The 26308-nt window shown below is 45.3% G+C and carries 26 protein-coding genes; 8 read left to right on the top strand and 18 right to left on the bottom strand.

Translation table 11 applies throughout. From position 1 onward, the window contains the following. Position 1: 1 nt before the first annotated feature. The 9 genes from ACQY3M_RS02560 to ACQY3M_RS02520 all read right to left on the bottom strand — a co-directional run bounded on the left by ACQY3M_RS02560 (position 2) and on the right by ACQY3M_RS02520 (position 10647). Positions 2–700, bottom strand: a complete 699-nt coding sequence (locus ACQY3M_RS02560) for a coenzyme F420-0:L-glutamate ligase (RefSeq protein ID WP_428065900.1) — start codon at positions 698–700, stop codon at positions 2–4. Further along, positions 701–1783 (bottom strand): radical SAM family heme chaperone HemW, encoded by a 1083-nt coding sequence (gene hemW, locus ACQY3M_RS02555; protein WP_428065899.1) that lies wholly within the window; start codon positions 1781–1783, stop codon positions 701–703. Further along, positions 1783–2892, bottom strand: a complete 1110-nt coding sequence (prfB, locus tag ACQY3M_RS02550; protein WP_428065898.1) for a peptide chain release factor 2 — start codon at positions 2890–2892, stop codon at positions 1783–1785. Before prfB ends, hemW begins: the two co-directional genes overlap by 1 nt. Next, the gene (gene lnt, locus ACQY3M_RS02545) at positions 2882–4867 is read right to left on the bottom strand and encodes an apolipoprotein N-acyltransferase (protein ID WP_428065897.1); all 1986 of its coding nucleotides are present in this window, start codon (positions 4865–4867) and stop codon (positions 2882–2884) included. Before lnt ends, prfB begins: the two co-directional genes overlap by 11 nt. Further along, positions 4852–7434 carry a preprotein translocase subunit SecA gene (gene secA, locus ACQY3M_RS02540; RefSeq protein ID WP_428065896.1) on the bottom strand — a complete coding sequence of 861 codons (2583 nt, stop codon included), beginning with the start codon at positions 7432–7434 and terminating at the stop codon, positions 4852–4854. Before secA ends, lnt begins: the two co-directional genes overlap by 16 nt. 22 nt (positions 7435–7456) lie before the next feature. Then, entirely contained in the window at positions 7457–8638 is a 1182-nt protein-coding gene (nifS, locus tag ACQY3M_RS02535) for a cysteine desulfurase NifS (RefSeq protein WP_428065895.1), read from the bottom strand. Further along, positions 8635–9495 carry a Fe-S cluster assembly protein NifU gene (gene nifU / locus ACQY3M_RS02530; protein ID WP_428065894.1) on the bottom strand — a complete coding sequence of 287 codons (861 nt, stop codon included), beginning with the start codon at positions 9493–9495 and terminating at the stop codon, positions 8635–8637. Before nifU ends, nifS begins: the two co-directional genes overlap by 4 nt. A 109-nt stretch (positions 9496–9604) precedes the next feature. Further along, complete coding sequence (locus ACQY3M_RS02525; RefSeq protein WP_428065893.1) at positions 9605–10072, bottom strand: hypothetical protein; 468 nt, start codon at positions 10070–10072, stop codon at positions 9605–9607. A gap of 110 nt (positions 10073–10182) precedes the next feature. Continuing rightward, a complete protein-coding gene (locus ACQY3M_RS02520; RefSeq protein WP_428065892.1) occupies positions 10183–10647 on the bottom strand; it encodes an SH3 domain-containing protein in 465 nt (154 codons plus the stop codon). Between the two features lie 173 nt (positions 10648–10820). On the opposite strand from ACQY3M_RS02520, the gene ACQY3M_RS02515 reads away from it, so the two are divergent. From ACQY3M_RS02515 to ACQY3M_RS02505, 3 genes are read left to right on the top strand one after another with little or no spacing between them, the layout of a single operon-like run. Beyond that, positions 10821–11045 (top strand): NifU family protein, encoded by a 225-nt coding sequence (locus ACQY3M_RS02515; RefSeq protein WP_428065891.1) that lies wholly within the window; start codon positions 10821–10823, stop codon positions 11043–11045. After that, on the top strand, positions 11045–11857 hold the full coding sequence (locus ACQY3M_RS02510; protein ID WP_428065890.1) for a PHP domain-containing protein: 813 nt from the start codon (positions 11045–11047) through the stop codon (positions 11855–11857). Before ACQY3M_RS02515 ends, ACQY3M_RS02510 begins: the two co-directional genes overlap by 1 nt. 12 nt (positions 11858–11869) lie before the next feature. Continuing rightward, positions 11870–12550, top strand: coding sequence for a glycerophosphodiester phosphodiesterase (locus ACQY3M_RS02505; protein ID WP_428065889.1), 681 nt, complete (start codon positions 11870–11872; stop codon positions 12548–12550). Positions 12551–12600: 50 nt separating this feature from the next. Here ACQY3M_RS02505 and ACQY3M_RS02500 read toward each other — a convergent pair whose 3' ends face one another. The 4 genes from ACQY3M_RS02500 to ACQY3M_RS02485 all read right to left on the bottom strand — a co-directional run bounded on the left by ACQY3M_RS02500 (position 12601) and on the right by ACQY3M_RS02485 (position 15424). Then, positions 12601–13056, bottom strand: a complete 456-nt coding sequence (locus tag ACQY3M_RS02500; RefSeq protein WP_428065888.1) for a hypothetical protein — start codon at positions 13054–13056, stop codon at positions 12601–12603. After that, on the bottom strand, positions 13053–13925 hold the full coding sequence (locus ACQY3M_RS02495) for a bifunctional 5,10-methylenetetrahydrofolate dehydrogenase/5,10-methenyltetrahydrofolate cyclohydrolase (protein WP_428065887.1): 873 nt from the start codon (positions 13923–13925) through the stop codon (positions 13053–13055). Before ACQY3M_RS02495 ends, ACQY3M_RS02500 begins: the two co-directional genes overlap by 4 nt. 71 nt (positions 13926–13996) lie before the next feature. Continuing rightward, the gene (locus ACQY3M_RS02490) at positions 13997–14800 is read right to left on the bottom strand and encodes a hypothetical protein (protein WP_428065886.1); all 804 of its coding nucleotides are present in this window, start codon (positions 14798–14800) and stop codon (positions 13997–13999) included. An 81-nt stretch (positions 14801–14881) separates the two neighbouring features. Further along, positions 14882–15424: an NUDIX hydrolase gene (locus ACQY3M_RS02485; RefSeq protein WP_428065885.1), complete on the bottom strand. Its 543-nt coding sequence runs from the start codon at positions 15422–15424 to the stop codon at positions 14882–14884. Between the two features lie 54 nt (positions 15425–15478). Here ACQY3M_RS02485 and dnaE point away from each other — a divergent pair, with 54 nt between their 5' ends. Both dnaE and ACQY3M_RS02475 read left to right on the top strand, forming a co-directional pair. Then, positions 15479–18982: a DNA polymerase III subunit alpha gene (gene dnaE, locus ACQY3M_RS02480; RefSeq protein WP_428065884.1), complete on the top strand. Its 3504-nt coding sequence runs from the start codon at positions 15479–15481 to the stop codon at positions 18980–18982. 118 nt (positions 18983–19100) lie between these two features. Next, positions 19101–19325: a hypothetical protein gene (locus tag ACQY3M_RS02475; protein WP_428047306.1), complete on the top strand. Its 225-nt coding sequence runs from the start codon at positions 19101–19103 to the stop codon at positions 19323–19325. Between the two features lie 239 nt (positions 19326–19564). Here ACQY3M_RS02475 and ACQY3M_RS02470 read toward each other — a convergent pair whose 3' ends face one another. The 5 genes from ACQY3M_RS02470 to ACQY3M_RS02450 form a co-directional block, all read right to left on the bottom strand. Beyond that, positions 19565–20314, bottom strand: a complete 750-nt coding sequence (locus ACQY3M_RS02470; protein WP_428065883.1) for a hypothetical protein — start codon at positions 20312–20314, stop codon at positions 19565–19567. A gap of 94 nt (positions 20315–20408) precedes the next feature. Further along, entirely contained in the window at positions 20409–21578 is a 1170-nt protein-coding gene (locus tag ACQY3M_RS02465) for a tetratricopeptide repeat protein (protein WP_428065882.1), read from the bottom strand. Next, a complete protein-coding gene (gene serS, locus ACQY3M_RS02460; RefSeq protein ID WP_428065881.1) occupies positions 21571–22863 on the bottom strand; it encodes a serine--tRNA ligase in 1293 nt (430 codons plus the stop codon). Before serS ends, ACQY3M_RS02465 begins: the two co-directional genes overlap by 8 nt. Then, positions 22850–23101, bottom strand: a complete 252-nt coding sequence (locus ACQY3M_RS02455) for a hypothetical protein (protein WP_428065880.1) — start codon at positions 23099–23101, stop codon at positions 22850–22852. The genes serS and ACQY3M_RS02455 overlap by 14 nt, the downstream gene beginning before the upstream one ends. Then, positions 23098–23793: a CsgG/HfaB family protein gene (locus ACQY3M_RS02450; protein WP_428065879.1), complete on the bottom strand. Its 696-nt coding sequence runs from the start codon at positions 23791–23793 to the stop codon at positions 23098–23100. Before ACQY3M_RS02450 ends, ACQY3M_RS02455 begins: the two co-directional genes overlap by 4 nt. A gap of 53 nt (positions 23794–23846) precedes the next feature. Here ACQY3M_RS02450 and ACQY3M_RS02445 point away from each other — a divergent pair, with 53 nt between their 5' ends. The 3 genes from ACQY3M_RS02445 to ACQY3M_RS02435 all read left to right on the top strand — a co-directional run bounded on the left by ACQY3M_RS02445 (position 23847) and on the right by ACQY3M_RS02435 (position 26308). After that, a complete protein-coding gene (locus ACQY3M_RS02445; protein ID WP_428065878.1) occupies positions 23847–24470 on the top strand; it encodes a KdsC family phosphatase in 624 nt (207 codons plus the stop codon). Between the two features lie 55 nt (positions 24471–24525). Then, positions 24526–25179, top strand: coding sequence for an outer membrane beta-barrel protein (locus tag ACQY3M_RS02440; RefSeq protein WP_428065877.1), 654 nt, complete (start codon positions 24526–24528; stop codon positions 25177–25179). 79 nt (positions 25180–25258) lie between these two features. Further along, positions 25259–26308 carry a DUF1646 family protein gene (locus ACQY3M_RS02435; protein WP_428065876.1) on the top strand — a complete coding sequence of 350 codons (1050 nt, stop codon included), beginning with the start codon at positions 25259–25261 and terminating at the stop codon, positions 26306–26308.

Below are 26308 nucleotides of genomic sequence, written 5' to 3'. Positions count from 1 at the left end.
TTTATTTCTTTTTTAGATAAGGCTCAAAAAACGGATAGTATAGATCATCTTTAAGGGGATATTTTATTTCGCCCTCTTTTTGTTTGGCGCAAAAAACTACGGGCGCGTCTTCTATAACGGCAAAAGGTTTCTTCTCCCGGCCCTCTCCCATCAGCAACCCCGCGCCCGCCGCCAAAGTGTCGGCGATATTTACCATCGTCATTTTAAGTTCCCGCCCGAATATGTCGCCTTTGCCGCGGTAATCCTTTACCCCCTTAAAGCCCGCATAGCCCACTGCCGCCGATATTACACCGGACCTCAAAGGCAGTATCATACTGTCGGTCAAAATAACCCCCAGCTTCTTTACACCGTAAATCTTTTTTAGTTCTTTCCTTAAAACTTCCGCCGTCTTGTAAGGGCGCTTAGGGAGCAGAGAAAGTTTCCCTTTTATATTGCTCTCGTCTACGCCGGCGTTCGTCATTACCATTCCATCCTTTACTGTAAAATGGCAAAGGGCTGTCTTTAAACAAAAGTCGCTTTCTTTTTTTATTATTTCTTCTTTGTGTGACAAAGGCGCCGTACGCCCTTCCCAAAGGCCAGCAACCTTGGAAGATACCGCTATTACAACGCCCTCTTTTAAGGCGGGCAGATGTTCCTTTATAAACGAGGGGAGATCCTCTCCCTCCTTAAACAAACGCGTTTTATAGGCTTTTATTTGCATTTAAAAAGGCTCCACGAAGCGGCGGAATACTTCATTGGCCAGATATTTTCCGCGCCGCGACAGTTTAAGCAATTCGCCTTCGGCTTCTATCAGGCCTTCCCGTTTAAGAATTTCAAATTCGCCGCCAAAATATTTTAACATTTGGGCGCAGGGTTTAAAACCTTTAAGATACCTAAAGCGCAATAAAATTTCTTCCCCGATTTTGGCCTTACCTTTAAGTTTCTCTTCCGACAAAACGGGGCGGCGGCCTTCGTTTACGCTTTTGATATATTCCTCTATCCCGCAAAGATTTTGATAACGCACTCCATTTAAATATCCGCTCGCCGACGCGCCAAGACCCAGATATTCCCCGTTAAACCAATAGTTGGTATTGTGGATACTTTCAAAGCCTTCGCGCGCGTAATTGGAAATTTCATACTGCTTAAATCCGTTATCCGCAAGTTCTTTGTATCCGAGCTCCAAAAGGCGGACATAAAAATTTTCCTCGTAAGAATATCCCTGTTCATAAAGGGGGGTTCCTTCCTCTATTTGAAGGCCATAAAGAGAGATATGTTTGGGTTTTAAAGTTATAAGTTTTTTAAGGCTTGTGAGGAAGCTATCCTCGGTTTGAGAAGGCAGGGCGGCCATAAGATCTACATTTATATTATCGAAATATTTTGACGCCGCCTCATACGCTTTTAAAAAATCCTCCGCACGATGAGCGCGCCCTATCAGCTTTAGCTCTCCGTCGTTAAAACTCTGAAGCCCCAAACTGATTCTGTTTACTCCGTAATTTTTAAGGAGGGCAAGTTTTTCTTCGTTTACGCTTTCGGGATTGCATTCAAAGGTAAATTCCTTAAAGCCTCCGCCATATTTTTCATTGATGAATTTAAGAAGGAACTCCATCTCCTCGGCGGGCAAGAAGCTCGGCGTTCCGCCGCCGATATACACCGTACGAGGGCGGAGAGTATCGTAAAAAGAAGCCTCTTTTTTTACCGCTTTAAGATATTCTTTTGCGAGCGCGAGCTTGCCGCCGTACGATACGAAATCGCAATAAAAACATTTGCTCACGCAAAAGGGAATGTGTATGTAAAGCCCCGCCATTACGCACCGGCTTTATAATCAAGATAGGCCTGCATAAACGGGTCCAAATCGCCGTCCATCACGCCTTGTATGTTGGAGGTTTCATAGCCCGTCCGCAAGTCTTTTACCATTTGGTAAGGCATAAAAACATAAGAGCGGATTTGATGTCCCCATGCTATATCGCCCTTTTCGCTGTAATGGCGTTCCATCTCGGAGCGTTTTTTGTCCAGTTCCATTTCGTATAGTTTGGCCTTTAACATCTTCATCGCGCGGGTCTTGTTCTGCAGTTGGGAGCGCTCCACCTGGCACGCCACTACTATACCCGTCGGTTTATGCAAAATGCGGACAGCCGTTTCCACTTTGTTTACGTTTTGCCCGCCCGCGCCGCCGCTTCGGCAGGTGGTAACTTCTATATCCTTATCGGATATTTCTATATTTATTTCGTCTTCAATATCGGGCAAAATATCCAATGAAGCGAAAGAAGTATGCCTGCGGCTGTTTGCGTCAAAGGGGGATATTCTTACAAGCCTGTGTACGCCATTTTCGCTCTTTAAAAAACCGTAGGCGTAAGGGCCTTCTATAAACAAAGTAACGTTCTTTACGCCCGCTTCTTCGCCGGGTAAAATATCGGTAATGTGTACTTTAAAGTTATGCTGCTCGGCCCAGCGGGTATACATTCTTAAAAGCATATCCGCCCAATCGCACGATTCCGTTCCGCCGGCGCCGGCGTGTATGCTTACTATGGCGTTAAGTTTGTCTTCCGGCCGCGAAAGCTTGGTTTTAAACTCGACCGATTTTAAAGTTTCGTCCAGCTTATTTAAGGCGGAAGCGGCATTTTCCAGTTCGGTTTCGTCCGACATCTCCTCCGCCAAAGAAATCAAAGTCTGCGCGTCCTCCAAAGAACGGCGCATAGCTTTGTAAGTTTCTATATCGGTTTTTAAAGAGTCGATTTCCTTTGATACCGCTTTGGCTTTATCCGCGTCCTGCCAAAAATCGGGCGCGGCGCTAAGAGCTTCTTTCTCCTTAAGCAAATCCTGTTTAGAGGATATGTGCTGTATCTCAAAGAGTTTATCCAACCTTTGAGATATATCGCCCGTAAGCTGATGCAAATCTTTTATTTCAATACTCATTTCTTACGCTCAAAAATACCATACTGAAGATTACCAAAGGCACAGCCAAAGCCAGACAGATATAAGCGAATAAATCGCCGTGCGTGGTATAGAAAGTCTTTGTATCTCTGTCTTTGAAAACGAAGTTGAAAACAGAACTTTCCTGTTTGTCCAAACCCGTTTCAAACCTTATTTTGCCCAAACTGTCTATCCAAGCGGAAATGCCCGTATTGGTAGAACGCAATAAAGGCCTGCGGTTCTCCACGGCCCTAAACACATTCGCACGCAAATGTTGATAGGGCGCCGCGCTTACCAAAAACCACCCGTCATTGGATATGTTTACAAAAAAGTCCGCCCCGCTTAAAGCCTGTGCCCTGTATATCGAGGGGAATATCGATTCAAAACAAATTTCCGTGCCGAACTGATATTCCGCCTTCTTATTCTTGCCCGGCACATCCGCCATTATGCTGAAAATCTTGCCCGGCTCCTTGCCCGCACTGAAAGTACCTGTAAGAGAAGTTATCCCATTGGCTTCGTAGAACCCGCCCAAGAGGCCTTGGAACGGCAAAAACTCCCCGAAAGGAACCAGCTGCGTCTTTTTATAGTCGTCGTTTATCCCGTCTTCATTGACAAGCACCGCCGCGACATATTGTTCATCTTCCACTACTTCCGTCCCGCCGAATATCTGCCAAACTTTAAGTTCTTTGCTCTGTTCCTTGATATAGTCCATATACTCACTGCTGAGCAAATCGCCAGGCAAAGAACTTTCCGGCCATATCACCAAATTGGCCTTTTTGCCTTTTAACGCTTCCATCTGCCCCGCTATCGTATAGACGACATCTTCCTCATAGCCGGAAATAAACAGCTTATGCGTATAAGGCTGCATTAAAGCTATACGCAAACTGTTGGGGGAAGACTGCATATAATTAAGCTGTTCCTTTATTACTTTATGGCCAAAACTTAAAGTAAGCAGAAGAATACAAAACGCCAATATAAAATAGAATACTTTGACCGCGCGGTTTATCCTCAAAAACAAATAGCCCGCCACGAGAGAAGTAAATATCACCACAAAACTTACGCCGTAAACGCCGGTGTAGGAGCTTATCTGAATCAGATACAGAAAATTAAACTGCGTGTAGCCCAAAACAAACCACGGAAACGCCATAAACTTTAACGCTATCAGCTGATGAAGTATCTCCAGCCCGACCCACAGGCAAGCGCTTGCCAAGGGCCAAAGAAGCGGCGTCCTTTTAAGATAATAAGAACCTACGGAAAACAATGCGAATTGTATCGCCAATACCGAAGATAAAGCCGCAAGGCTTAGCGTCGCTATGCCGTTATTGCCCAAACCTTCAAAAACCGTGCCAGATATCCAGTGCAGTATGACAAAATAAAATATCCCGCCGGTAAGCCAACCCACTATAAGGCTGAATATCGCGCTCCTTATATTAAATATCGCTATCGCAAACGGGATAAACGCCAACCACGCGTAGACCGGCGCAGGTTTGGTTATATAACTTTCGGCCAGCAGCAAAGCGCAGGCTATCGCGCAGACCGCCACGACCAATCCTGTAAACAAATCGCTTATGATTTGCGAGAGTAAAATCTTCCTTTTAAATTTCTTTACTTTAGGGAGATCTTCCCCCAAAGGCTTTAAAGTAATGTCCTGGACATCTTCCTCGGAAATCGGCTTTAAAAAATCGCGGCTGCCGCCCATAAACAAATCCTCTTCCTTTATCTTCAAGGAAGGATTGTTTTGCGCCGCTGAAGCGTAAATATCGTCCTCCGGTATAAGGCCGGCCACCGTATTGGACGGCTTGCCCAACCCGGTCTTTTGGGGCCTTGGCGCGGCGGGCGCTTTGGCGGACGCCGGCGCCTGAACGGTTTTGCCGGCGGGTTTATTATCGGCTTTCTTGCCTTTTAATAAATTCTTGGCCTTATCGCGTAAAGCGTTAAGTTGACCCTTTACAAAATCAATATTTATCTTCCGCAACATTTTTTGTATTTTTTGCCGCTGCCGCAAGGGCATAAATCGTTGCGTCCGATTTTATGATGCTCCTGCGAAGGGGTTTCTCCTTTTTCGGTTTCCGCCGTTTTCTTTACTATCGGCTGGCGTCTTTGCGGGGGCAGCTGCAAACGGAAGATATAATCTACAAACATATCTCTTACGCGCGTCATCATATTCTGATACAGATTGAAGGATTCCTTCTGATATTCTATCAGCGGATCCTTCTGCCCGTAAGCCCTAAGCCCCACGCTCTTTTGGATTTGGTCCAACTCGTATAAATGCTGTTTCCAGCTTTGGTCGAGAAGCTGCAAAAGAAGCATTCTTTCTATCTCGTCAAATAAAATGCCCTGCTCCAGAAAATAGTTCGCCCTTTGCGTATAGATCGCTTTTATCTTCTCTATTATCTCGTTTAACAGTTCCTTGTCGCTTCTGCCGGCGGTGTTTTCCGCCGTGTAGCTTTCCTCAAGAGTAAAGTGTCTTTTTAATACGGCGTTTAAACTGGCGAAATCGCTCTGCCTGGGATGGTGGCGATTGTAAAATTTATAGAAAATTTCTTCCGCAGTTTCCTCTATCATCTGATTGATGCGTTCGGTAAAATTCGCGCCGTCCAAAATGGCGTTCCTAAGATTATATACCGCAGTCCTCTGCTGGTTCATTACCTTATCGTAATCCAAAAGGTGCTTTCTTATATCGAAGTTGTGCCCTTCCACGCGCCTTTGCGCGCCTTCTATCTGCTTGGATATTATGCGCGATTTTATGCTCTCGCCCTCTTTCATACCCAAGGTCGTCATTACCGAGGCGATTCTCTCGCTGCCGAACAGGCGCATAAGCTCATCGTCCAGCGCGACGTAAAACCTGCTTGATCCTTTATCGCCCTGCCTTGCGCAGCGTCCGCGCAGCTGATTGTCTATACGTCTGCTTTCGTGGCGTTCGGTGCCTATTACCGTAAGGCCGCCGTGTTCAGCCACATATTCCTGCTCGGCCTTATCGCACGGATTGCCGCCCAAAACGATGTCCGTTCCGCGCCCCGCCATATTAGTGGCTATCGTTACGGCGCCCTTGCGCCCCGCCTGGCTGATTATCTGCGCTTCCATCTCGTGATATTTCGCGTTTAATACCTTATGCGGTATGCCGCGCTTTCTTAAAAGTTCGGAAAGTTTTTCAGATTTTTCTATCGACCTGGTGCCCACCAATACAGGCATGCCCTTGCGCCAAAGCTGTTCGACGTCGTCAATAACGGCGTTAAATTTCTCGCGCTCGGTCTTATAGATTATATCGGGGTCGTCTTTCCTCAGACAAGGCTTATTGGAAGGTATTTCCACCACGTCCAGTTTGTAAATCGTCCAAAACTCATTGGCTTCCGTCATCGCCGTACCAGTCATGCCCGAAAGCTTGTTGTACAGCTTAAAGAAGTTCTGGAAAGTTATCGTGGCCAAAGTTTGGTTCTCTTCCTTTATCGGCAGATGTTCTTTGGCCTCCACCGCCTGGTGCAAACCGTCCGACCAGCGGCGCCCCGGCATCAGCCTGCCGGTAAATTCATCTACAATGATGACTTCCCCGTCTTTTATTACGTAGTGGACGTCCTTCTCGTACAAGTGATGCGCGCGCAAAGCCTGATTGATATGGTGCACCCATTCCGATTCCACGTCATTATACAAATTGGGTACGCCGAGCATTTTTTCGGCCTTGGCCACGCCTTCGTCAGTTAAGGTTACGGTGTGGTTCTTTTCGTCGATTAAAGCGTCATAGCCTTTGGATAAATCCTCTCCCGCGTATTTGGCGTTTACTTCGTCCTTTTCCGTTATCTTGCGGATTTTGAGAGAGGGTATCATGCGGTTTACTATATAGTACTTGTCCGTCTTTTGGTCCGAAGGACCGGATATTATCAAAGGAGTTCTGGCCTCGTCTATCAAGATGGAGTCCACCTCGTCGACTATACAATAGTTTAATTTCCTTTGTACTCTGTCGCCCGCGCGCACCACCATATTGTCGCGCAGATAGTCAAAGCCGAGTTCGTTGTTAGTTACGTAGGTTATGTCTTTTAAGTACATTTCCCGCCTTTCGGCATTATCCATATCGTGGCTGATATAACCCACCGTCAAACCCAAAAATTCATGTATAGGACCCATCCACTGCCTGTCGCGTTTGGCCAAATAGTCGTTTACCGTAACCACGTGAACGCCTTTGCCCGTCAAAGCGTTGAGGTAGGAAGGCAAAGTGGCTACCAAAGTCTTTCCTTCACCCGTTCTCATCTCCGCTATTTTGCCGTCGTGCAAGACCATACCGCCCAAAAGCTGTACGTCATAATGCCTTAAACCCAACACCCTTTTTGCCGCTTCTCTCACCGCGGCGAAGGCTTCTGGCAAAATATCGTTTAAAGTTGCGCCTTTGTTAAGCCTTTGTTTAAATTCTTCAGTCTTGGCTTTTAAAGCCTCGTCACTCAAAGAGGAAAAATCCTTCTCCAGCGCATTTATCTTTTCTACCGCAGGTTGGTATTTCTTTAACTGTCTTTCACTTTTTGTTCCGATTATTTTATCAACTATATAGGTAAGCATATTTCCTCTTTTATTCTAAATTTTATTGCCTCGCGGCGCAGGCCCTTTTCTCCCCGTGGAACGGAGATATTTCCCTAAGCCTCTTTATTATCGGCGGGAGAACCTTTATAACTTGCTCCACTTCCGTTTCCGTATTGGACTTGCCCAGCGAAAACCTTATGGAACCGTGCGCAAACTGAAACGGCACTCCCATCGCCATCAATACGTGCGAAGGCTCCAAAGAACCCGACGTACATGCCGAACCAGAAGACGCACAAATATTATATTCGTCCAACATCATCAATATCGATTCGCCTTCCACGTACCCAAAACTGATATTGCTGGTATTGGGCAGACGGTGATCCTTGTCGCCGTTGACTCGGCAGTCGGGTATTTCTTTAATAAGGCCGTTTTCCAAATTATCCCTTAATACGCGGACTTTGTCTTCATACAAAAACAATGTTTCTTTTGCAATTCTCGCCGCTTCGCCAAAGCCGACTATCGCGGGGACATTTTCCGTTCCCGCGCGGCGTAAACGCTCCTGATGTCCGCCCACCATAAACGGGAAGAATCTAAGCCCCTGTCTTATATAAAGAGCGCCTATTCCCTTAGGCCCGTTTATCTTGTGCGAAGAGCACGAAAGCATATCCACCCCCGCCTCTTTTACGTCTACGGCTATCTTGCCGACAGCCTGTACGGCGTCCGTATGGAATAAGGCTCCCGCCTCATGCGCCAAAGCGCAAATATCTTTTATAGGGAAAATCGTGCCCGTTTCGCTGTTGGCCCACATTACGCTGACAAGCGCCGTATCTTTATCCAATACCGCTTTGTATTGGGCCATATTAAATCTTCCGTCGGCGTCAACCCCGATAAAATCTACCCTGTACCCCTCTTTGCCAAGTTTTTTGAATACTTCCAATACCGCGGGGTGCTCCACCGCGGAAGTGATTATATGCTTTTTGTTCGGATAAAATTGCAAAGCGGAGTATATCGCGCTGCTGTCGGCCTCCGTACCGCCCGAAGTAAATACCACTTCCGCCGCGTTTGCATTGATTAAATCCGCCACCTTAGCCCTGGCAAGCTCTATCGCTTTTTTGTTGCCGCCGCCAAAACGATGCATACTGCTGGCATTGCCGTATTTCTCCGTAAAATACGGCGCCATCGCTTCAAACACTTCCGGCAATACTCCGGTAGTGGCGTTATTGTCAAAGTAAATCAAGCTCATGCCTGTTTTACCTCTATGTCTTTGGAAATTTTGTCTTTCAAAGTCTTTTCCACAAAGCCTTTAAGCGTCGCGCCCGCATTCATACAGCCGCCGCACATGCCAAGCAGCTTCACCGTAACGATATTGCCGTTTATATCGGTAAGTTCTACGCTGCCGCCGTCTAAGTTAAGTTTGGGCTTTATATCATTGTTCAGAACTTCTTCCACGGCTTTTATTTTTTCCACTATTGTCATTTCGGAATAGGGCTTCTTTTCCTCCGCTTTAGGGGCGGAAGGGACTTCGCACGAAAGAACTTTGCTTAATATGCGGCCGATTTCTTCTTTACACTTCCCGCACGCTCCGCCCGCTTTGGTAAAGTGGGTTACGTCTTCCACCGTTTTAAGATTATTGTTGTGTATCGCTTGGATTATAGCCTGCTCGCTTACATTGAAACAATGGCAGACTATATTGGTGCCCGGTTCCTGCTCAAATATCACGGGTGCGCCGCCTTGCCTATATGATTTTATGGCGGCGTCCAAAGCCTCCATACCCATAACGGAACAATGCATTTTTTCTTCAGGCAGGCTGCCCAAAGCCTCGGCTATGTCCCTGTTGGTTATCTTTAGAGCCTCGGCCAGCGTCTTGCCTTTTACCATCTCAGTCAAAATCGAAGAAGACGCTATCGCGCTTGCACAGCCGAAAGTCTGGAACTTTACATCCTCTATAACTTCGGTCTCTTTGTTTACTTTTATGGTAAGTTTTAAAGCATCTCCGCAAATCAGGCTGCCTACCTGGCCGGTGCCGTCAGCGTCTTTGATTTCCCCCACATTTCTCGGATTTTTAAAGTGATCCATCACCTTGTCTGTGTAATCCCACATAAAATATCTCCAAATCTGTTAAGTATATTATACTATAAAACGCCCCGCCCCTCACGACGCAAAAGCCCTCGCTTTACGCGAGGGCCTTTCCCGTTTTATACAAATCCTTTTATCTTGCCGCCGTTCTGAAAAAATTGCCCCTGTTGGAACCCAGCGTCGGCTTGCCCATCATCTTATCCGCAACCAAAACTATATCCTTTCGGCCTGAAGCATATAGCTCCTTACTCTCACCGAAAATATCGCCGCTTTTCAAAACGCCCAAATTGCCGTGAGAGTTGATCTGTACTTCCAGCTTGATATTGCCTTCCACATCGTCAATAAGCAAATCTTCCTTGCCGATATTGAAATTCATCGGAAACTTAGGGTTGATTATCCTCTTTATGGCTATTGGGACATCGGCCTCGTTCTTTACTACTATGGAGCATGAAACATTGTCGGCCTGCGCGGGCTTGCGCAGCCTTTCCGCCACGTCTACACGGCCGGAGAGCGTAAAGCCCTCGTCAGCTTTCGTCGTGCTTATCACGTACCCGCCGAAAGCGAGTACCAAAAACGTGAATGTTATTACCAAGTATTTCATATTATAAATATTATACCTTTTTTTTATCCTTTTTAAACAGGGGCCGGATTTTGCAGTCGGCACATAAAAAAAGCGGAACGCCTAAGCGTTCCGCCTTTCAAGCTAAAATCTTATTTTTTGTATTCCAAAAAGCCCCAGACTACCGAAGAGTGTATCCACCCTTTTACGCCGTCCGTGCCTTCCACCTGCAACCAATTGCCCTGCTTCTTTATGAATTTTAACGGATAGCCCTCTTGTACTATCCACGCGACTTCCGCGTCGCTGCTGGGCGATACTCTTATATTGGCGTCACTCTTGGCCGAAAGGCCAGGCGTCTCGGAAAGCAAAGTCTTGTGTATCCAACCTTTAAAACCTTGGAAATCTTTTACTTCCACCCAATTTCTGTCTTTGCTTACGCCAAGCATTCTAAGCGGAGTATACTTCCAAACTTTAAAAGCCACTTTGCATCTGGTGCTCGCGCAAGTTCTTATATTGCCCTCTTGCACGCCGACGCTCGCATATTCCGCCGCGGCAAAAGCGTTTACTCCTAAAAACAAGGCTATAAAAGCCGCCGAAATTTTTGTTATGTTCTTCATATTTTCCACATACTCCGTTAAATATCTAATTTACCCGCTGGAAACAGTATATCATATTTTTTCGTTTCCGCAAGTACATATCGCCGATACGCCTATCTTGACGTTTGCCGGTTTCCTACTTATTATATAAAAATGCTATCATTATTTTAAAGAAAAAACTAGGAGCCTTACAGATGAAAGAACAAATTATCGCACTTCTGCAAAAAGTACGCCCCGCCCTTCAAGCCGACGGCGGCGATGTTGAATTCGTAAACTTTGACGAAGCTACCGGCGTGGTTACCGTAAAACTTAAAGGAGCCTGCGGTTCCTGCCCTATGGCCACAATGACACTTAAAAACGGTATAGAAAGATATCTTAAAGAAGCCATCCCGCAGATAACCAGCGTAGAAAAAGCTTAATGCCTCTGGTCGATTTGCACGCCCATACCAAACATTCAGACGGGACAAACACCCCGTCTGAAGTCGTTTACCATTATAAAAGGGCAGGCGTCAGATTGATGGCCGTAACAGATCACGATACCCTTTCCGCTGCCAAAGAAGCCCGCGAAAAAGCCGAAGAACAAAATATTCTTTTTGTAAACGGCGTAGAAATAAGCACAAAAGAGCACGATCATCTGCATATTCTCGGCTTTAATGTCGACCCGGAAAATAAAATTCTGCTCGACTTCCTGGAGTTCAGCAGAGAGGAAAGAAACCAAAGAGTAAAAAACATCATCAGACAGCTGCGGGAAGTGGGCCTGCCCATCACGGAAGAAGACGTGTTCCGCTTGGTAAAAACCGTAGCTTCACGCGCACATATAGCAGATGCTCTCAAAAATAAAAAGATAGTTTCCAGCAGGCAGGAAGGTTTTAAAAAATATCTCGTGCAAGGCCGCCCGGGTTATGCCCCGCCAAGAGGCGCTTCCGTGGCGGAAACAATAAAAATCATACGCCAAGCCGGCGGATTGGCTTTTATCGCCCACCCCGGCATAGTCAAAGACTGCTGGAACTTCCCAGCTTGGGTCAGCGCCGGATTAAACGGTATAGAAATTTACTACCCTGCACACTCTTTCCAAACCAAGCAGGACCTCTTTGCCATAGCAGACAAATATAAACTGCTGATAAGCGCAGGGACAGATTTCCACGGAACAAAAAGCGGCAGGGCCTGTACACCCGGTTTCGATATCCCGCAAAATACTTTTGAGGACCTAAAACGGGCCTTTGGATTATAATCGGATTATAATATGATTACCATAGCCCACCGCGGCGCAAGTGCTTACTTTAAAGAAAATACCCTTAAAGCTTTTAAGGCCGCCTTTGATATGGGCGCACTCTTTATGGAAACGGATTTACAGCGCTCCAAAGACGGTGTTTTGCTACTCTATCACGACTATCGCCTGCCAAACGGACAAAAAATTAAAGACCTTAATTATTCCGCCTTGCGCAAATTGCAAGTACCCACTCTGGTGCAGCTGTTTGAAACGGCAAAAAATCCCGCTATAAAAATCAATCTGGAAATAAAAAACGACGACAACCTATACCCTGATATAGAAAAACAGCTTTTCTCTCTTCTTAATAAAGAACCTAAAGCGAGTCTTGAACGTCTGCTTATATCCTCTTTCGATTTTGATACTCTTAGGCGGGTACGGGAATTAAACTCGGGCATAAAGATAGGCGTTCTTACCAGGGATTTTAAACTAGCCCAAGCATTGGAAATCAACGCTTACAGCGTCAATATGAGTGTTAAAAGGATAAAACCTTCCATAATCAAAATATGCCGCCAAAATAATCTAAAGACTTTTATATATACGGTAAACGATTATAAAACCGCACTTAACTTGAAAAAGATGGGGGTTGACGGCATTTTCAGCGATTTCCCGGAAATTATGTCGCCCGCCTTCTTGAAAATCGGGCTTTCCATTTAAAACAAAAACCCCGATGTTTGCATCGGGGTTTTTAAATATAGCCAAGTTTTTTACTCTTCGTAATAATATTCTTCGCCGGAAGTTTCCTCATACCCGTAATCGTCGGCGACTTCTTCCGGCTTGAAAGCCTTGGGTTTGCTCCAGAGCCTCTTAGTGTTCTTATAGTCCTCCAATTTAGGATCATCGGTCCAGACTTGATTATACTCGTCAAAACTATACGTTCCTTTATCGGGCATTACCCTAAAGATATAGTCCGATTCCACTAAAGGCGCAACACCGCGGCGCTCTCTTTGTGCTTGAGCAGAAACATCCAAAGCTCTGTCTACGTCGCTTTGTAATGCGCCGCCTTGCATTTCGTTTTCGTAATCTTCCGGGACAGGTTCCTTCTCCAATTCCGCTATTTGCTCATTGAAAGTCCTCTCCTTTATATTGCCAGAAGACGTCCCGCCGCCGTAACACCCGGCAAAAAACGCGGGGAGTATTATGAAAAATAGAAGTTTTCTCATTTTAGTTTCCTCTCGGCTGCGCGCAAGGTGTGCTCAAGCAAACACGCCAAAGTCACCGGCCCTACTCCGCCGGGAACCGGCGAGACCGCACAGCTCTCTTTTATATTTTCAAAATCAATGTCTCCGCAGAATATTCCGCTTTCGTCTTGATTGGTACCGACATCTATCAGTATTGTACCTTTTTTTACCATTTCTTTTTTGATAAACCTGGCTTGCCCCGCGGCGCTAATCACTATATCCTGCTCCAACAAAACTTCCTTCAGATCTTTTGTTTTGGTATGGCACACGGTCACTGTCGCGTTTTTACACATAAGCATCTTGGCCAATGGTCCGCCTACCGTATTGCTGCGCCCTATTACGCAGGCCTTCTTGCCGCAAAGCTCTATCTTATGATACTCTAAAAGACGCATCACCGCAAGAGGGCAGCATGGAATAAAACTCTCCAGTTTTAAAACGTCGTCCCAGCTCTTGCACATAAACAGCCGCCCCATACTTATAAGGCCCGCGCCATCTATATCCTGATCCGGGTTTATCAATAAAGAAATATCCAAACCGTTTAAAGCCGGCGGCAAAGGACGGGGTATCAACAGTGCGTCTATGGCCTTATCCTCATAAATCTTGGACAACAGTTTGACGAAATCCGCCGGGCTTGTACTCTCTTCCACTAACACTATATCGGCCTGTATGCCTGTTTTGCGCGCGGCGTTTACCTCTTTCGTCAAATAAAGATGCCCCGCGTAATCGCCTTGCCAGGAAACCCCGACAAGCCGAGGCGCCCGCCCCAGCTTTGTAGTCAATTCTTTAGCTTTCTCAGGCAGGCTTTCCCTTATCGCGGCCGCCAATGTTTTGCCTTCAAGTATCGTTATCATTATGGAAATTTTATAAAATTTTGCCCCTCTTTTCTATTAAAGAGGGGCAAATATTTAGAAGCGTTTGTCTTTTATTCAAAATAGCTGTCGAAATCCTCTCCCAGCAAACTATCGCCAAACAGGTCCTTCTTCGACATTTTCATGCTGTCTTTTGCGCTTGACGAGCCCTTATCCTCAAGCAATTTGACGAATTTGTTTTCCAAAACGTTTAACTGGCTTTCGTAGGAAGATCCTCTCATTATATCGCCTTGATTCGGCTGCGCGAAGGTTTCCATCATTGGGGCCAAATCCACTTTTATGCCACCGAATTTGCTCATAGACGATTGCGCCGAAGACTTGGATTTAACCTCGTCAAGCATTAGGCTGAGTCTTATCGCCTTGGCAACGGCGCGGAAATACGCCGCGAAAGAGTCGCTGTTGGAAAGCCTTACGAAAGAAGCCATAGAGCTTTCATCCAAATCGGCCAGCTTTATATCCGCCGGAGTACCGGAACGTCCGTTTTTAAATTGTTCCGACAAATTGGCAAAAAACTCGTGAGTGTTGTTAAGAATTTGAGCCGAAGTTATTAAATTAAGCGCCATTGCCGAATTGTCAAATTGTTCGGGGTCAAGAGCGTATCCGTTGATTTTATTTATGAAATTGCTTGCTTCCAAACTGGAAAGCCAATCTGCCGTTTCCCCGTAAAAAACCGCTCTTATCTCCGCGCAATGCTCCGCAGACTCGCCGTCATAATAGACTTGCTGGCTCTTTAAAAGACATTGCGTAAAATCTTGCTCGCTAACCTGCGACGAAGGCACAAAGTCGGGCATAGCCGCGTTTGCCAAGCCGAAAGCAGCCATAAAAGCCGCTATAAAAAATATCTTCCTTTTCATCATAGACAAACCTCTCTGTCTCGCGCGAAGTACTCGCGAGTGTATATATTTAAATTATATATGCTCCACCTAATATTGTCAACTTTAAGCCTTACACAAAGCCTTATAATAAAGCAGCGCAATTATAGTTTTGGAATCGGTTATCTTCCCGCTTTTTACCATTTTCAGCGCTTTTTCATAATCGATAAGTTTTACGTTTACAAATTCGTCCGCGTCCAAATGCATTTTGCCTCTTTTTAAATTTTCGGCTAAATATATATGCAGCACCTCATCGGAAAACGCTACGGAAGTGTTAAAACTTAAAAGTTTCTTTATTTTGCCCGCTTTATAACCCGTTTCTTCCTCAAGCTCGGCCCGCGCGCAGGCAAGGGGGCTCTGGCCTTTCTTCATTTTGCCCGCCGGAAGTTCCAAAGTAACTTTCTTCACCGGATAACGATATTGTTCAACGAATAAAACTTTACCGTCTATAAAAGCCAATACCGCGCTGGCGCCGGGGTGCAGCATATACTCCCTAAAAGATGTTTTCCCGTTTACCAGCCTTACCGTATCGACATTGAAACCAGTTACGCCCCTGTAAATCTTCTTGCTCTTTATTTTCTTCTCTACTAATTTACTATAATGTGTCATAGAGCCTCCATTTGCAGCTTGTTTTTATATTAGCTTTTTATACGGCAAAATAAAATGACGGAATTTGTACACCTTCATAATCATACGGAATATTCCCTGCTTGACGGTATGATACGCATCGCCGGCAAGGGGCCGTCTTCTTTTCTCAAAGGTTTGGCAGAACAAAAAATAAAAGCCTTCGCAATGACGGACCACGGCAATATGTACGGCGCGATGGAATTTTACAAAAATACCCGCGAAGTCGGCGTAAAACCCATTATAGGCTGTGAGTTCTACTCAACCCCTTTTAAATACAATGTTATCGACAAAGACAAAAGCGCCTATAACCACCTTACCGTACTAAGCAAGGATTTACAAGGCTACCACAATTTGATGCAGCTAAATTCCGATGCCTGGGTAGACGGGTTTTACTACCATCCCAGAATAGATTTCGACTTGCTGTGCAAAAACAAAGAGGGCCTTATAGTTCTCTCCGGCTGCCTTAAAGGCGAACTGGCGCAAACCGCCCTTTATAAAGGCGAGGAAGAAGCCATAAAACTGGCTTTGAAATACCAGGAAGCGCTGGGCAAAGGCAATTATTACATAGAGATTATGGACCACGGCATACCCGAAGAACAGGCCGCGCTTAAAGTACTATTGGAAGTTTCAAAAAAAACCGGGATACCGCTTGTCGCAACCAATGACTGCCACTACGAAAAACGGGAGGATTGGCAGGCACACGATATACATATGTGCATAGCTATGGGCAAGACTTTGGACGATCCTTCCCGTCTTAAAATGACCACTCACGAACTATACTTCAAAAGCGGCGAGGAAATGGCCAAACTCTTTGACTATGCTCCGCAGGCCATAAAAAACACCTTGGAAGTGGCGGAAAAATGCAATCTGGAATTTAAGAAGGAAGGCTTTGTAATGCCAAACTTCGAAATACCCAAAGAATTCGCCACCCACGCCGATTACCTGAGATTTAAATGCATAGAGGGCCTAAAAAAGAAACTTAAAACGGACGCCATTCCAGAAGAATATCAAAAAAGGCTGGACTACGAGCTCTCCGTAATAACCTCTATGGGTTTCGCGGTATACTTTCTTATAGTGGCGGACTTTATAGCTTATGCCCGCAATAATGACATACCCGTAGGGCCGGGCAGAGGTTCGGGCGCGGGCTCGATAGTAGCTTACAGTATGGATATAACAAAACTGGATCCGCTGAAAAACAAATTGCTCTTTGAGCGCTTCCTAAACCCCGACCGCGTCAGCATGCCGGATTTGGATATAGACTTTTCCGACGCTGGCCGCGAGAAAGTAATAGAATATATGCGCCATAAATACGGCAACAAAAATGTGGCGCAGATAATAACTTTCGGTACGATGAAGGCAAAACTGGCTTTAAAAGACACCGCCCGCGTTTTGGGCTTCAGCGTAAGCGACACAAACCGCCTGGCAAAATATATCCCCGACGATTTAAAGGCCACCATTCACGGCGCAATAGAACAAGTGCCAGAAATACGCTCGGAAATGGAAAGAGATCCAAAAGTAAAGCAGCTCTTTGAATACGCAATGAAAATAGAGGGCCTTAAAAGGCATACGGGCGTACACGCCGCCGGACTTTTGGTAACCAAAGAGGAGGTAACAAAATACACTCCTTTGGCCAAAGGCTCAAAGGGTATTATAACTACCCAGTTTGAAGGCAATACCGTATCGGACATGGGCCTTTTGAAAATAGACTTCCTTGGCTTAAAGACTTTAACCGTTATAGACAATACCATCAAAATGGTAAAAGAGCTGCGCGGCATAGATATAGATATAGACAATATCCCCTTGGACGACCAAAAGACCTATGAACTTTTACAGGCCGCGCATACCACCTGCGTGTTCCAGCTGGAAAGCGGCGGAATGAAAGACTTGGTAAAACGCTTAAAACCCAGCGTATTCAGCGATATTTCCGCATTGGTCGCCCTATACAGGCCAGGCCCTATGCAAAGCGGTATGTTGGAAAGTTTCGTCAAGCGCAAAAACGGGGCCGAGAAAATAACGGTCGACCATAAACTGATGGAACCTATTCTGGCCGAAACTTACGGCACGATGATCTATCAGGAACAGATTATGGAAGTTTCCAAAGCGCTGAGCGGTTTTACGCCAGGCGAGGCCGATACTCTGCGCAAAGCTATGGGTAAAAAGAAACTCGACATTATGGAAAAATTCCGCGAAAAGTTCATTTCCGGGGCGGAAAAGAACCGCGTACCCGCCAAACTCTCCAACAAAATTTTCGACCAAATGGCCAAATTCGCCGAATACGGTTTTAACAAATCACATTCCGTAGCATACGCTTTGGTATCTTATCAAACGGCATATTTAAAAGCCAATTATCCGGTAGAGTTTATGTGCGCGTCGCTTACCAACGAAATAGGCCATAACGCCATAGGCTCTTCCGACAAGGAAAACAAAATCGTAACCTATCTGGAAGAAGCCAGAAGAATGGGCTATGACGTTCTGCCCCCCGATGTGCAAAAATCAAAGCCCTATTTCAGCGTGGAGAAACTGCCAAACGGCAAAGAGGCTATTCGCTTTGGCCTTACCGCCATAAAAAACGTCGGGGAGGAAGGCTGCAAAAATATCGTTAAAGAAAGGGAGGAAAACGGCCCTTATAAAGATTTATACGATTTCTGCGTAAGAATAAACCTTTATCTGGCAAATAGAAAATCTTTGGAATCTTTCGCGATGGCCGGCGCTTTTGATTCCCTATATCCAAACCAAGATCCCCTTTACGTAAGAGCGCAGCTCTTAAGCGATATAGATCCCGTAGTTACGCATTCCATAAAAATTAAACAGGAGAAAGAAAGCGCGGCTTCGACCTTGTTTGGGGACGGAATGGTAGATATCACCATACAATCCAAACCCGTCCTCAAAAAAGTGCCTCCCTTAACAAAAGCCGAACTCTTAAACAATGAAAGGGAAGTTCTCGGTTTATATTTGTCCGGACATCCGCTCAGTAAATATCAAAGACATATAAAAAAAATTATAAAGACCGACATTTCAACCATACACGACAACCCCACCATAGGCACCGTGGAAGTGGCAGGTATAATATCAAGAATAAAAAAACGCCAAACAAAAAATAAAGATAACTGGGCGCAACTCACTATTGAAGACGAATCACAATCCATAACGGCAAACGCTTTCAGCCGCGCTTGGGCCACAATCAACGGGAAAGTGGAAATAAATCAGGCTGTAATAGTTACGGGCGATATCAGGGGTGATGAATTCTCCGCCAAGCCGGAAATTATGGTCTCTGCCGTGGAGCCTATCCTTAGCGCAATATCAAAAAAGGCCGCCGGCTTTATAATACATTTGCCTTCTTCCTGCAAAACCGAAACCCTTCTTACGCTTAATTCCCTTCTGCAAGCCTCGCAAGGACTGACGGAAACCTTCTTAGATATAGAAGAAAACGGCAAAAAAACAGTGATAAGAACCCCTTACAGAATAAATATACATAATTCCTTGGTTAATTTCATAGAAGAAAATATCGGCCCAACCGCCTGGGATTTTGAAACAAAATAAAAACTTTTGCTTTTCTCAGACGGAATTATCGACTAAAAAACCTCTTGCATATATTAAATTTTTTTATTAGACTTGTGGTATCGGGCTTAAATGCCCTATTCCAAGCAGGAGAAAGACCATGGCAGAAAAAGTTCTTAAAGTTGGCGTAGAGCGCGAAGACGGCTTCCTTTATTATATCGATAAAGACGGCGACGTCTCCAGAGTGCAAATGGCCCGCGGCGGCAAAAAAGGCGGCAAAGCCAAAAAAGTAGCCAAAGCCGGCATCAAAAAAGAGAAAGGCTTTCTTTATTTCTTAGATAAGAAAGGCGATATCTCCAGAGCGAAAATGGTAAACGCTAAATAATCTTGTTTATACATTGATTTGAAGCCCCCATCTAAACGGGGGCTTTTTATTGTTAATAATTATACACTCCAAAGTGCAGCCCGTATTAAAGCCTGTTTTTAATGACTATTAAAACCTAAACACAAATTGTTTGTTTTAGGAAGGCTACGATTTTTGAAAACCATTATATGGCCGATACTTTATCCATCTAAACAAAAACCCCGGCCTTTTCAGCCGGGGTTTTTAGCGCGTAAATAATTTTATTTGGCGGGCGCAACCGCTGCCGGTTCTTGAACAGGCTTAGTAGCCTGCTCTGCCGCCCTATGATGGGCCGGCCTCAAATGATCCGCCGGGACAATGTCGGCAGCAGGTCTGGGATTAGGGCGCACTATCCCTTTAGAACCGGGGCCGAGCACCGTTATCGTACCGATATCCGCACGGGTTTCGGCGGGTGCAAAGTCCAGCTCAACCCATATTTTGGGCATATCGCTTTTGGCTTTATATCTTTTATTTACCTTTTTTACTTCGCGCAAAAGCTGTTTATTCAGATTGAGCGAAGAAGGTACCTGCAAGTAGGTAAACCTTTCCGGCCTTTCGTATATGCCTGTATATTCTTGTACATCCTCAATATAGTCCGTCAGCTCTTCGGTAAAATCCTTTGCGGATTTTACGGCTTGGGCGACCTCTCTAACGTTAGGCATGTCCCCGTCGGTAAAAACTTTATAGCTTATTACCGCGTTTTGCCCCCTATCCAAGTACGGAGCGACGCAGCTTTCCCAGAAAGAGCTCGTTTCCATATAATATTCCATAGCGTCTTCAAAAGCATCCATATTGCCGTGCAACGCTTTAGGGAACATTACCGCGCAATCCTGCGCTATATAATTATGAACGCGGAAATTCCTTCTGTCTTCGCGTCTTATGCTCCTGTCATCAGGCCTTGCAAAAGCCGCGGTAGCACTTACGACAAACGCGGCGCATAACAACAGTCCTGCATACTTCTTTGATTTCATTTAACCCCTCCTTTTATACAGGCCTACTAAAAGCCGGGTTTTAGCCGGCCTTATATAGTATGCCATATTTTAAAGCAAAAACAAGCCCCCCGCTTTACGGCGGAGACATTCTGCCAAGTTCAGTTCCCGGCTTAAAAGGTTCTTTTAAATGGGCTTTGGCCACTTCGTCAATATCCCAGTTTTGCTTGCGCGCTATTATGTCTTTATATAAAGGCTCCGAAAGGTCCCTGCGGCCTTGCGCGTCATAGCACTGCGCCAAACGGAGTTCGTTATAAAGCTGCCAGCGGCTCATTTCCTGTTCTTTCGTAGCTTGCCGGCTTTGCTCAAATACTTTTGCAGCTTCTTCATATTCGCCCTTCGCCATCAACGCCGTACCCATGGCGGTATAAGAACGCGCAATATATATTTCCTTATAAAAAGGCTTTACGCCGATATTGTTTAGGAAATCTGCCGCCTGTTTGTAAACATTGTCATAGTCCTTATTTTCGTAAGAGGCAATTATCGCCACAAAATTATAAAGAGGATTGTTGGGATACTTTTCCAATATCTCGTGGATATACTTGTCGGCCAAAGGAGGATTGTAATATTTATCGCTTTCTATTGATATTTCCACCAACAGCAATTTGGCCGTATCCGCGCTGAAACGCCCTTTTTCCTTTATCATATTAAGGTAGTCTATTCCTTTTTGGGCGTCCCCGCTGACAACCAATTTCGCCAGCACTTTTACCACGGCGGGCAAAGTGCCGGCATAATATTGATAAATCGCTTCGCCCAAATACGCGTCGTACATTTCGGGATCTAGCTTGGTGGCCTTATTCATATACTTAAGGCCCTTCCTGCCGGAAAAATACGCCTTTATATAACTTTTGTTGGCAAGTTCAAAACGGGCTTTTACTCCGTAGACGCCGCCCAGCGCCATATAAGCCTGGGCTTCGTCGCCGTTGTCTTTAAGCCATTGTTTTATACCTTCTATCGAGCTTGAAATACTCTCTTTGAATATTTCCGCCTGCGCGGGATTGCTTTTTTCAAACTCGTATTCAAAGCGGGACCACTCTATCATCGTTCTGCCAAACAACGCTAAAGGATAATTGGGATATTTTTTTAGAAGCGTATCGATATTTTGGCGCGCGGTATCAAAATCCAAAGCGTAAACCGCCCGAACACCCGCATCGGCCAAAGACAATACTTCCGGAGTTAAAGAATTAGCCCAACCCAAACTGCAACACAAAGCAAAACCCGCGACAAAAAACAACTTTCTAATCATTGCGGGTGATCCTGTCTTTGCCGAAGTAAGGGCGTAAAGCCTCCGGTATGATTACGCTTCCGTCAGCCTGCTGATAGTTTTCCAATATGGCGGCGAAAGTTCTGCCTACCGCCACGCCGCTGCCGTTTAAGGTGTGGACGTATTCCGTTCCTTTCTCGCCTCCGCGTTTGAACCTTAAATTCATGCGTCTGGCCTGGAAATCGGTGCAGTTGGAGCAAGACGAAATTTCCCTAAATGTGTTCTGGCTGGGGAACCAGACTTCCAAATCAAAAGTCTTGGCGGAAGAGAATCCCATATCGCCCGTGGAAAGTAAAACTCTTCTGTAAGGAAGGCCTAAGGTTTTTAAAACGAGTTCCGCTTCCTGCGTCATCTTCTCGAGTATATCCATAGATTCTTCCGGCTTAGCAAGCCACACCATTTCGACCTTATTAAACTGATGCTGTCTGATAAGGCCTCTGGTATCCTTGCCGTAAGAGCCGGCTTCCTTCCTAAAGCAGGGCGTATACGCCGTAAAGGCTTTGGGCAAATCGCTGTCCTGCAAAGTTTCGCCCCTGTACATATTGGTAAGAGGTATTTCCGCGGTGGAAATCAAGTACTGATCTCCTTCCCCGTCGACGTGATACATATCTTCCTTAAATTTGGGCAGCTGGCCGGTGCCGTAAAGCACTTCCGCGTTTACTATGGCGGGGGGCATAAATTCCGTATAGCCGTTTTTGACGTGCAAATCTATCATGAAGGCTATTAAACTCCTCTCCAAGCGGGCACCATCGCCCCTTAGCAAAACAAATCTGCTGCCGGAAAGTTTCGCCGCGGTGGCAAAATCCAGAATACCCAAACTTTCCCCTATTTCGTGATGGTCCTTTACCTTAAAATCAAATTGCGGGATAGGCAAAGTGTTTTCCTTCACCACGACATTGGCCGTTTCGTCCGGCCCTACGGGGACATCGTCCGCAGGCAAATTGGGAATCGTCAAAAGAGTTTGACGTATTTTTTCTTTAAGCGCCGAAACTTCGCTTTCCTTGCCCTGCATACTCTCTTTAAGTTTATTGGCTTCTTCCATTACGGCTTTGGCGGCATCGGGGCCTTCTTTGGCGCGCACTATGCCTATTTTTTTGGAAATATCGTTTCTTTTAGCTCTTAAATTTTCCACTTCCAAAAGCGCTGCCTTATACTCCTTTTCTTCTTCCAGTATTCTATCGGCAAGCTGCGTCAAATTTGGGTTTCTGGAGGCGAGTTTCTTTTTCGTCCCTTCAGTATCGGCGTTTAAAATTTTAATGTCTATCATAATCTCCTCTCGCCAAATCGTTGACGGAATATGGTTTGGGAAAGTATTTCTTTATCGGGCTTGCCTTTTCCTTGCTTTCGTCCAATACAAAATCCTTTACCACCCCGGTGTCAACGGGCACATATATCATCTGTCTTACAAAAAACAAAGCCAACGGTATCAATACGGCGCACAGAATAAGCCAAAAAGCGGGGCTTGCGCCGTGAAATTCAAATTCTTCTTCCCCGCCTATCCTCATAGCTTTTCCTGGTCTTTCTGATATTCCTGCTTTGCTTTGCGAACTTTCTTGTCAAAACTTTTTATCAGCGCGTTCGCGCTTGAAGAGAGCGCATCCAACCCGCTGACGCCCTCTTTCGTATCGTCGCCCACCCAAATAATTTCGGCAGTATCAACGTCTATCATCTTGGCCACCACGCCCACTTGTGCGTAAATCGTGTATTCTACGGGATAAATATCTTTGCTGCTGGTGTGCTGCTGGCCCGCGTAAGTGCTTCTTATTTGGACATTGCCGTCAGAATTCTTTACCACCTCTTTGGAAAATACCGGCTCGCTCGAAGTCCGTCTGCTGACATTATACACAAGCTGCTTCTGCTCGGGCATATAGGACGTGATTTCGCCAGTCAAAAGAACATCTACTCCCAACACCTTGCCCAATTGGCGCGTTACCGCCGGCGAAAGATAGGACGTAGTAGATAAATTATGCTCTTGCAACACTTCCTCTATTTGAGCTCTTTCAACTACGGTATATCCGTATTTTATAAGGCTTTTGGTAAAAAGGTTTTCGGCACCGCTAAAAGTATCATCGGGGGAGGCGAAAGCCAAGACGCCTATCCTCTTCAAGTTATTAAAGTTATAACTTTTGCTTATATAAGTCTTTGGCGCGCAGGCCGAAACGAAAAAACAAAGGATCAATATGATTATATTTCTCATAATATCATTATATAATTTTTTACCTTTACGCCTAAATTTAATAAGATATAGCTATGACAGAAAAAGATCTTTCAGATAAATTCAAAAAAATCAAAGCCGTTCTTACCGATGTCGACGGAGTTTTGACGGATTCCACGATGAACTTCTTCGTAACGCCGGAAGGCAAAACGGTAGAAATAAAGAAATTCAGCGCCTATGACGGCATAGCCTTCCATATGCTCAGGGACTGCGGCATTATAACCGGTATTATTACCGGCGGCAACGCACCCGCTACGGAAAGAAGGGCCGCCTCCTTGGGTATGGATTTTTTGTATTATAACTTCCTCTCCAAACTGCCGCCTTTGCAGGATTTCATCAAGCGAAGTGGGCTTAAAGCGGAGGAAATAATCTTTATAGGCGACGATTTTATCGATATACCCGCCCTAAAAGAAGTCGGCCTGCCCTGTGCCGTGGCTAACAGCCGCCAAGAAGTAAAAGACTGCTGCCTCTACATAACCCAAACACCCGGCGGCAGGGGCGCCTTTAGAGAGGTGGCCGAACAAGTGTTAAAAGCGCAAGGTTTTTGGCCTCAAACTATGCTTAACGCACAGCAAGGCGCAATAGGCAAAAGCAAGAAAAAGCAAACTACGGTAATAGATTACAAATCTTGGGATCCTTCTTACAGCGGAGTGTTTTAACTGATCCGTTTTTGCTAAAATATTTTGGACAAGTTGCAAATTAAGGAGATTATCAATGAAAAAATTGCTCATCAGCACAGTATTATTAGCCCTTTTCACCCCGGCTTTCGCGGGTATAGACCAAGGTATAGACAAGGGTATGACCCATATTTCAGTTTTGGGCGGTTTCGCCGTTCCCACCACGGAATACGGGTTTTCCCCAACGAATGTCGGCGCCTCTTTTGGCGATGAAAATTTTGACTATGGCGACGTCGGCCCGACCTACGGTCTTCAAATTATGCATTACCTTACCCAAAATATCGGTTTGGGATTGGAATTTAACGCGACAAATTATGATGCCGCAGAATACTCTCTTTCCGCTATGGGTTTTTCGGAAACGATAAAAACTTCCGCCGATAAATATGCCATGTTTCTGGCCGGTAAGTTCAACTTCGCGCCCGATGCCAAAACCAGGCTTTATATACCCGTGGGAGTTGGTTTCGCAAAATATAAAGGGAAAATGGAATCCGATGTTTTTGGAGAAGAAGAACAATCCGCCACCAAACCCGCTTTATATGTAGGATTGGGCGTTGAAAGCGACTTAAACGATATCTTTATTTGGGGTTTGGAAGCCAGATACAACCACTGGTGGATGGACGATAATAAATTTGCCGATACGAGTTACCTCTCCGATATTTCGCTTCTTTTGAAAGTAGGCGTAAAGTTATAATTTGACGCGACACAAAAAAGCCCGCCTTTTTTGGCGGGCTTTTTTATTTGCGCCTAAATGTTTTTGATATAATAAACTTATGTCGATAACGGTAATCATTTTGTTAAGCATTATAATATGCTTGGCTTTGTTCCTCCCTTTCACCATACATGCGGTGGAAAAGGAATTGGAAGCCTTTTTATTCGTGCTCGGCATATTGGCCGTAAGCATTACGGGATTGTGGAGTTGGGAACTTGTATCCCATGCTCTTAAAGAGCCGATAGCAATATCTTTAGCGGTCCTCATTACGGGATTGCTGTTCCGACAGTTCAGAAAAGCTATAACAAAATTTATAGAAGTGGTTGAAGATAAAATCGGACTAAAGCCCACTATTGTCTTATTCGTTTTCGTCTTATCGCTTTTATCAAGCGTAATTACGGCTATAATAGCCGCCTTGATACTGTGCGAAATAGCGGCGACTTTGCGTCTGTCTAAAAGGGATACCGTGCACGTAATAGTTATGGGCTGTTTCGCGATAGGTATGGGCGCGGTACTAACTCCTTTGGGCGAGCCGCTTTCCACGATAGTTACCAGCAAACTGGCGGAAGAACCCCACAATGCGGGGTTTTTCTATCTGTTTAATTTGCTGTGGGAGTTTATATTGCCGGGCGTACTGCTTTTTTCGTTGTTGGCCGCCAGGACAAAAGATCCCCAGAACCTCACCAAACAAAGCGTAGATCACGAAAGCAAAAAAGATATTTTAGTAAGAGCGGCGAAAGTGTTTCTGTTTGTAATGGCTTTGGTGTTTTTCGGGCAAGGTTTGACGCCCTTGGCGGAAATAAGCATATTAAAACTGCCGGAATGGGCGCTTTATTGGGCGAACTCCATCTCGGCGATCTTGGATAATGCCACATTGGCCGCAGCGGAAATCGTACCAAGCATGACAAACAAACAGATAGAATTTTTGCTTATGGCCTTAATAATATCGGGCGGTTTTCTGATACCGGGCAATATCCCCAATATTATCTGCGCGTCCAAATTTAAAATAAAAAGCAAGGAGTGGGCGAAAGACGCTTTGCCCATAGGCATAGCGGTAATGCTTGTTTATTTCGTAATACTAAACCTGGTGCCAGTCGCGTCCAAATATTGA

The sequence above is a fragment of the Candidatus Proelusimicrobium volucris genome, assembly GCF_959605025.1.
Lineage (GTDB): Bacteria > Elusimicrobiota > Elusimicrobia > Elusimicrobiales > Elusimicrobiaceae > Proelusimicrobium > Proelusimicrobium volucris.
This window is presented reverse-complemented; position numbering and strand designations above follow the sequence as displayed.

Coding starts and splice junctions, on each gene's coding strand:
- ACQY3M_RS02560 (WP_428065900.1), bottom strand. CDS start 700: ATGCAAATAAAAGCCTATAAAACGCGTTTGTTTAAGGAGGGAGAGGAT.
- hemW (WP_428065899.1), bottom strand. CDS start 1,783: ATGGCGGGGCTTTACATACACATTCCCTTTTGCGTGAGCAAATGTTTT.
- prfB (WP_428065898.1), bottom strand. CDS start 2,892: ATGAGTATTGAAATAAAAGATTTGCATCAGCTTACGGGCGATATATCT.
- lnt (WP_428065897.1), bottom strand. CDS start 4,867: ATGTTGCGGAAGATAAATATTGATTTTGTAAAGGGTCAACTTAACGCT.
- secA (WP_428065896.1), bottom strand. CDS start 7,434: ATGCTTACCTATATAGTTGATAAAATAATCGGAACAAAAAGTGAAAGA.
- nifS (WP_428065895.1), bottom strand. CDS start 8,638: ATGAGCTTGATTTACTTTGACAATAACGCCACTACCGGAGTATTGCCG.
- nifU (WP_428065894.1), bottom strand. CDS start 9,495: ATGTGGGATTACACAGACAAGGTGATGGATCACTTTAAAAATCCGAGA.
- ACQY3M_RS02525 (WP_428065893.1), bottom strand. CDS start 10,072: ATGAAATACTTGGTAATAACATTCACGTTTTTGGTACTCGCTTTCGGC.
- ACQY3M_RS02520 (WP_428065892.1), bottom strand. CDS start 10,647: ATGAAGAACATAACAAAAATTTCGGCGGCTTTTATAGCCTTGTTTTTA.
- ACQY3M_RS02515 (WP_428065891.1), top strand. CDS start 10,821: ATGAAAGAACAAATTATCGCACTTCTGCAAAAAGTACGCCCCGCCCTT.
- ACQY3M_RS02510 (WP_428065890.1), top strand. CDS start 11,045: ATGCCTCTGGTCGATTTGCACGCCCATACCAAACATTCAGACGGGACA.
- ACQY3M_RS02505 (WP_428065889.1), top strand. CDS start 11,870: ATGATTACCATAGCCCACCGCGGCGCAAGTGCTTACTTTAAAGAAAAT.
- ACQY3M_RS02500 (WP_428065888.1), bottom strand. CDS start 13,056: ATGAGAAAACTTCTATTTTTCATAATACTCCCCGCGTTTTTTGCCGGG.
- ACQY3M_RS02495 (WP_428065887.1), bottom strand. CDS start 13,925: ATGATAACGATACTTGAAGGCAAAACATTGGCGGCCGCGATAAGGGAA.
- ACQY3M_RS02490 (WP_428065886.1), bottom strand. CDS start 14,800: ATGATGAAAAGGAAGATATTTTTTATAGCGGCTTTTATGGCTGCTTTC.
- ACQY3M_RS02485 (WP_428065885.1), bottom strand. CDS start 15,424: ATGACACATTATAGTAAATTAGTAGAGAAGAAAATAAAGAGCAAGAAG.
- dnaE (WP_428065884.1), top strand. CDS start 15,479: ATGACGGAATTTGTACACCTTCATAATCATACGGAATATTCCCTGCTT.
- ACQY3M_RS02475 (WP_428047306.1), top strand. CDS start 19,101: ATGGCAGAAAAAGTTCTTAAAGTTGGCGTAGAGCGCGAAGACGGCTTC.
- ACQY3M_RS02470 (WP_428065883.1), bottom strand. CDS start 20,314: ATGAAATCAAAGAAGTATGCAGGACTGTTGTTATGCGCCGCGTTTGTC.
- ACQY3M_RS02465 (WP_428065882.1), bottom strand. CDS start 21,578: ATGATTAGAAAGTTGTTTTTTGTCGCGGGTTTTGCTTTGTGTTGCAGT.
- serS (WP_428065881.1), bottom strand. CDS start 22,863: ATGATAGACATTAAAATTTTAAACGCCGATACTGAAGGGACGAAAAAG.
- ACQY3M_RS02455 (WP_428065880.1), bottom strand. CDS start 23,101: ATGAGGATAGGCGGGGAAGAAGAATTTGAATTTCACGGCGCAAGCCCC.
- ACQY3M_RS02450 (WP_428065879.1), bottom strand. CDS start 23,793: ATGAGAAATATAATCATATTGATCCTTTGTTTTTTCGTTTCGGCCTGC.
- ACQY3M_RS02445 (WP_428065878.1), top strand. CDS start 23,847: ATGACAGAAAAAGATCTTTCAGATAAATTCAAAAAAATCAAAGCCGTT.
- ACQY3M_RS02440 (WP_428065877.1), top strand. CDS start 24,526: ATGAAAAAATTGCTCATCAGCACAGTATTATTAGCCCTTTTCACCCCG.
- ACQY3M_RS02435 (WP_428065876.1), top strand. CDS start 25,259: ATGTCGATAACGGTAATCATTTTGTTAAGCATTATAATATGCTTGGCT.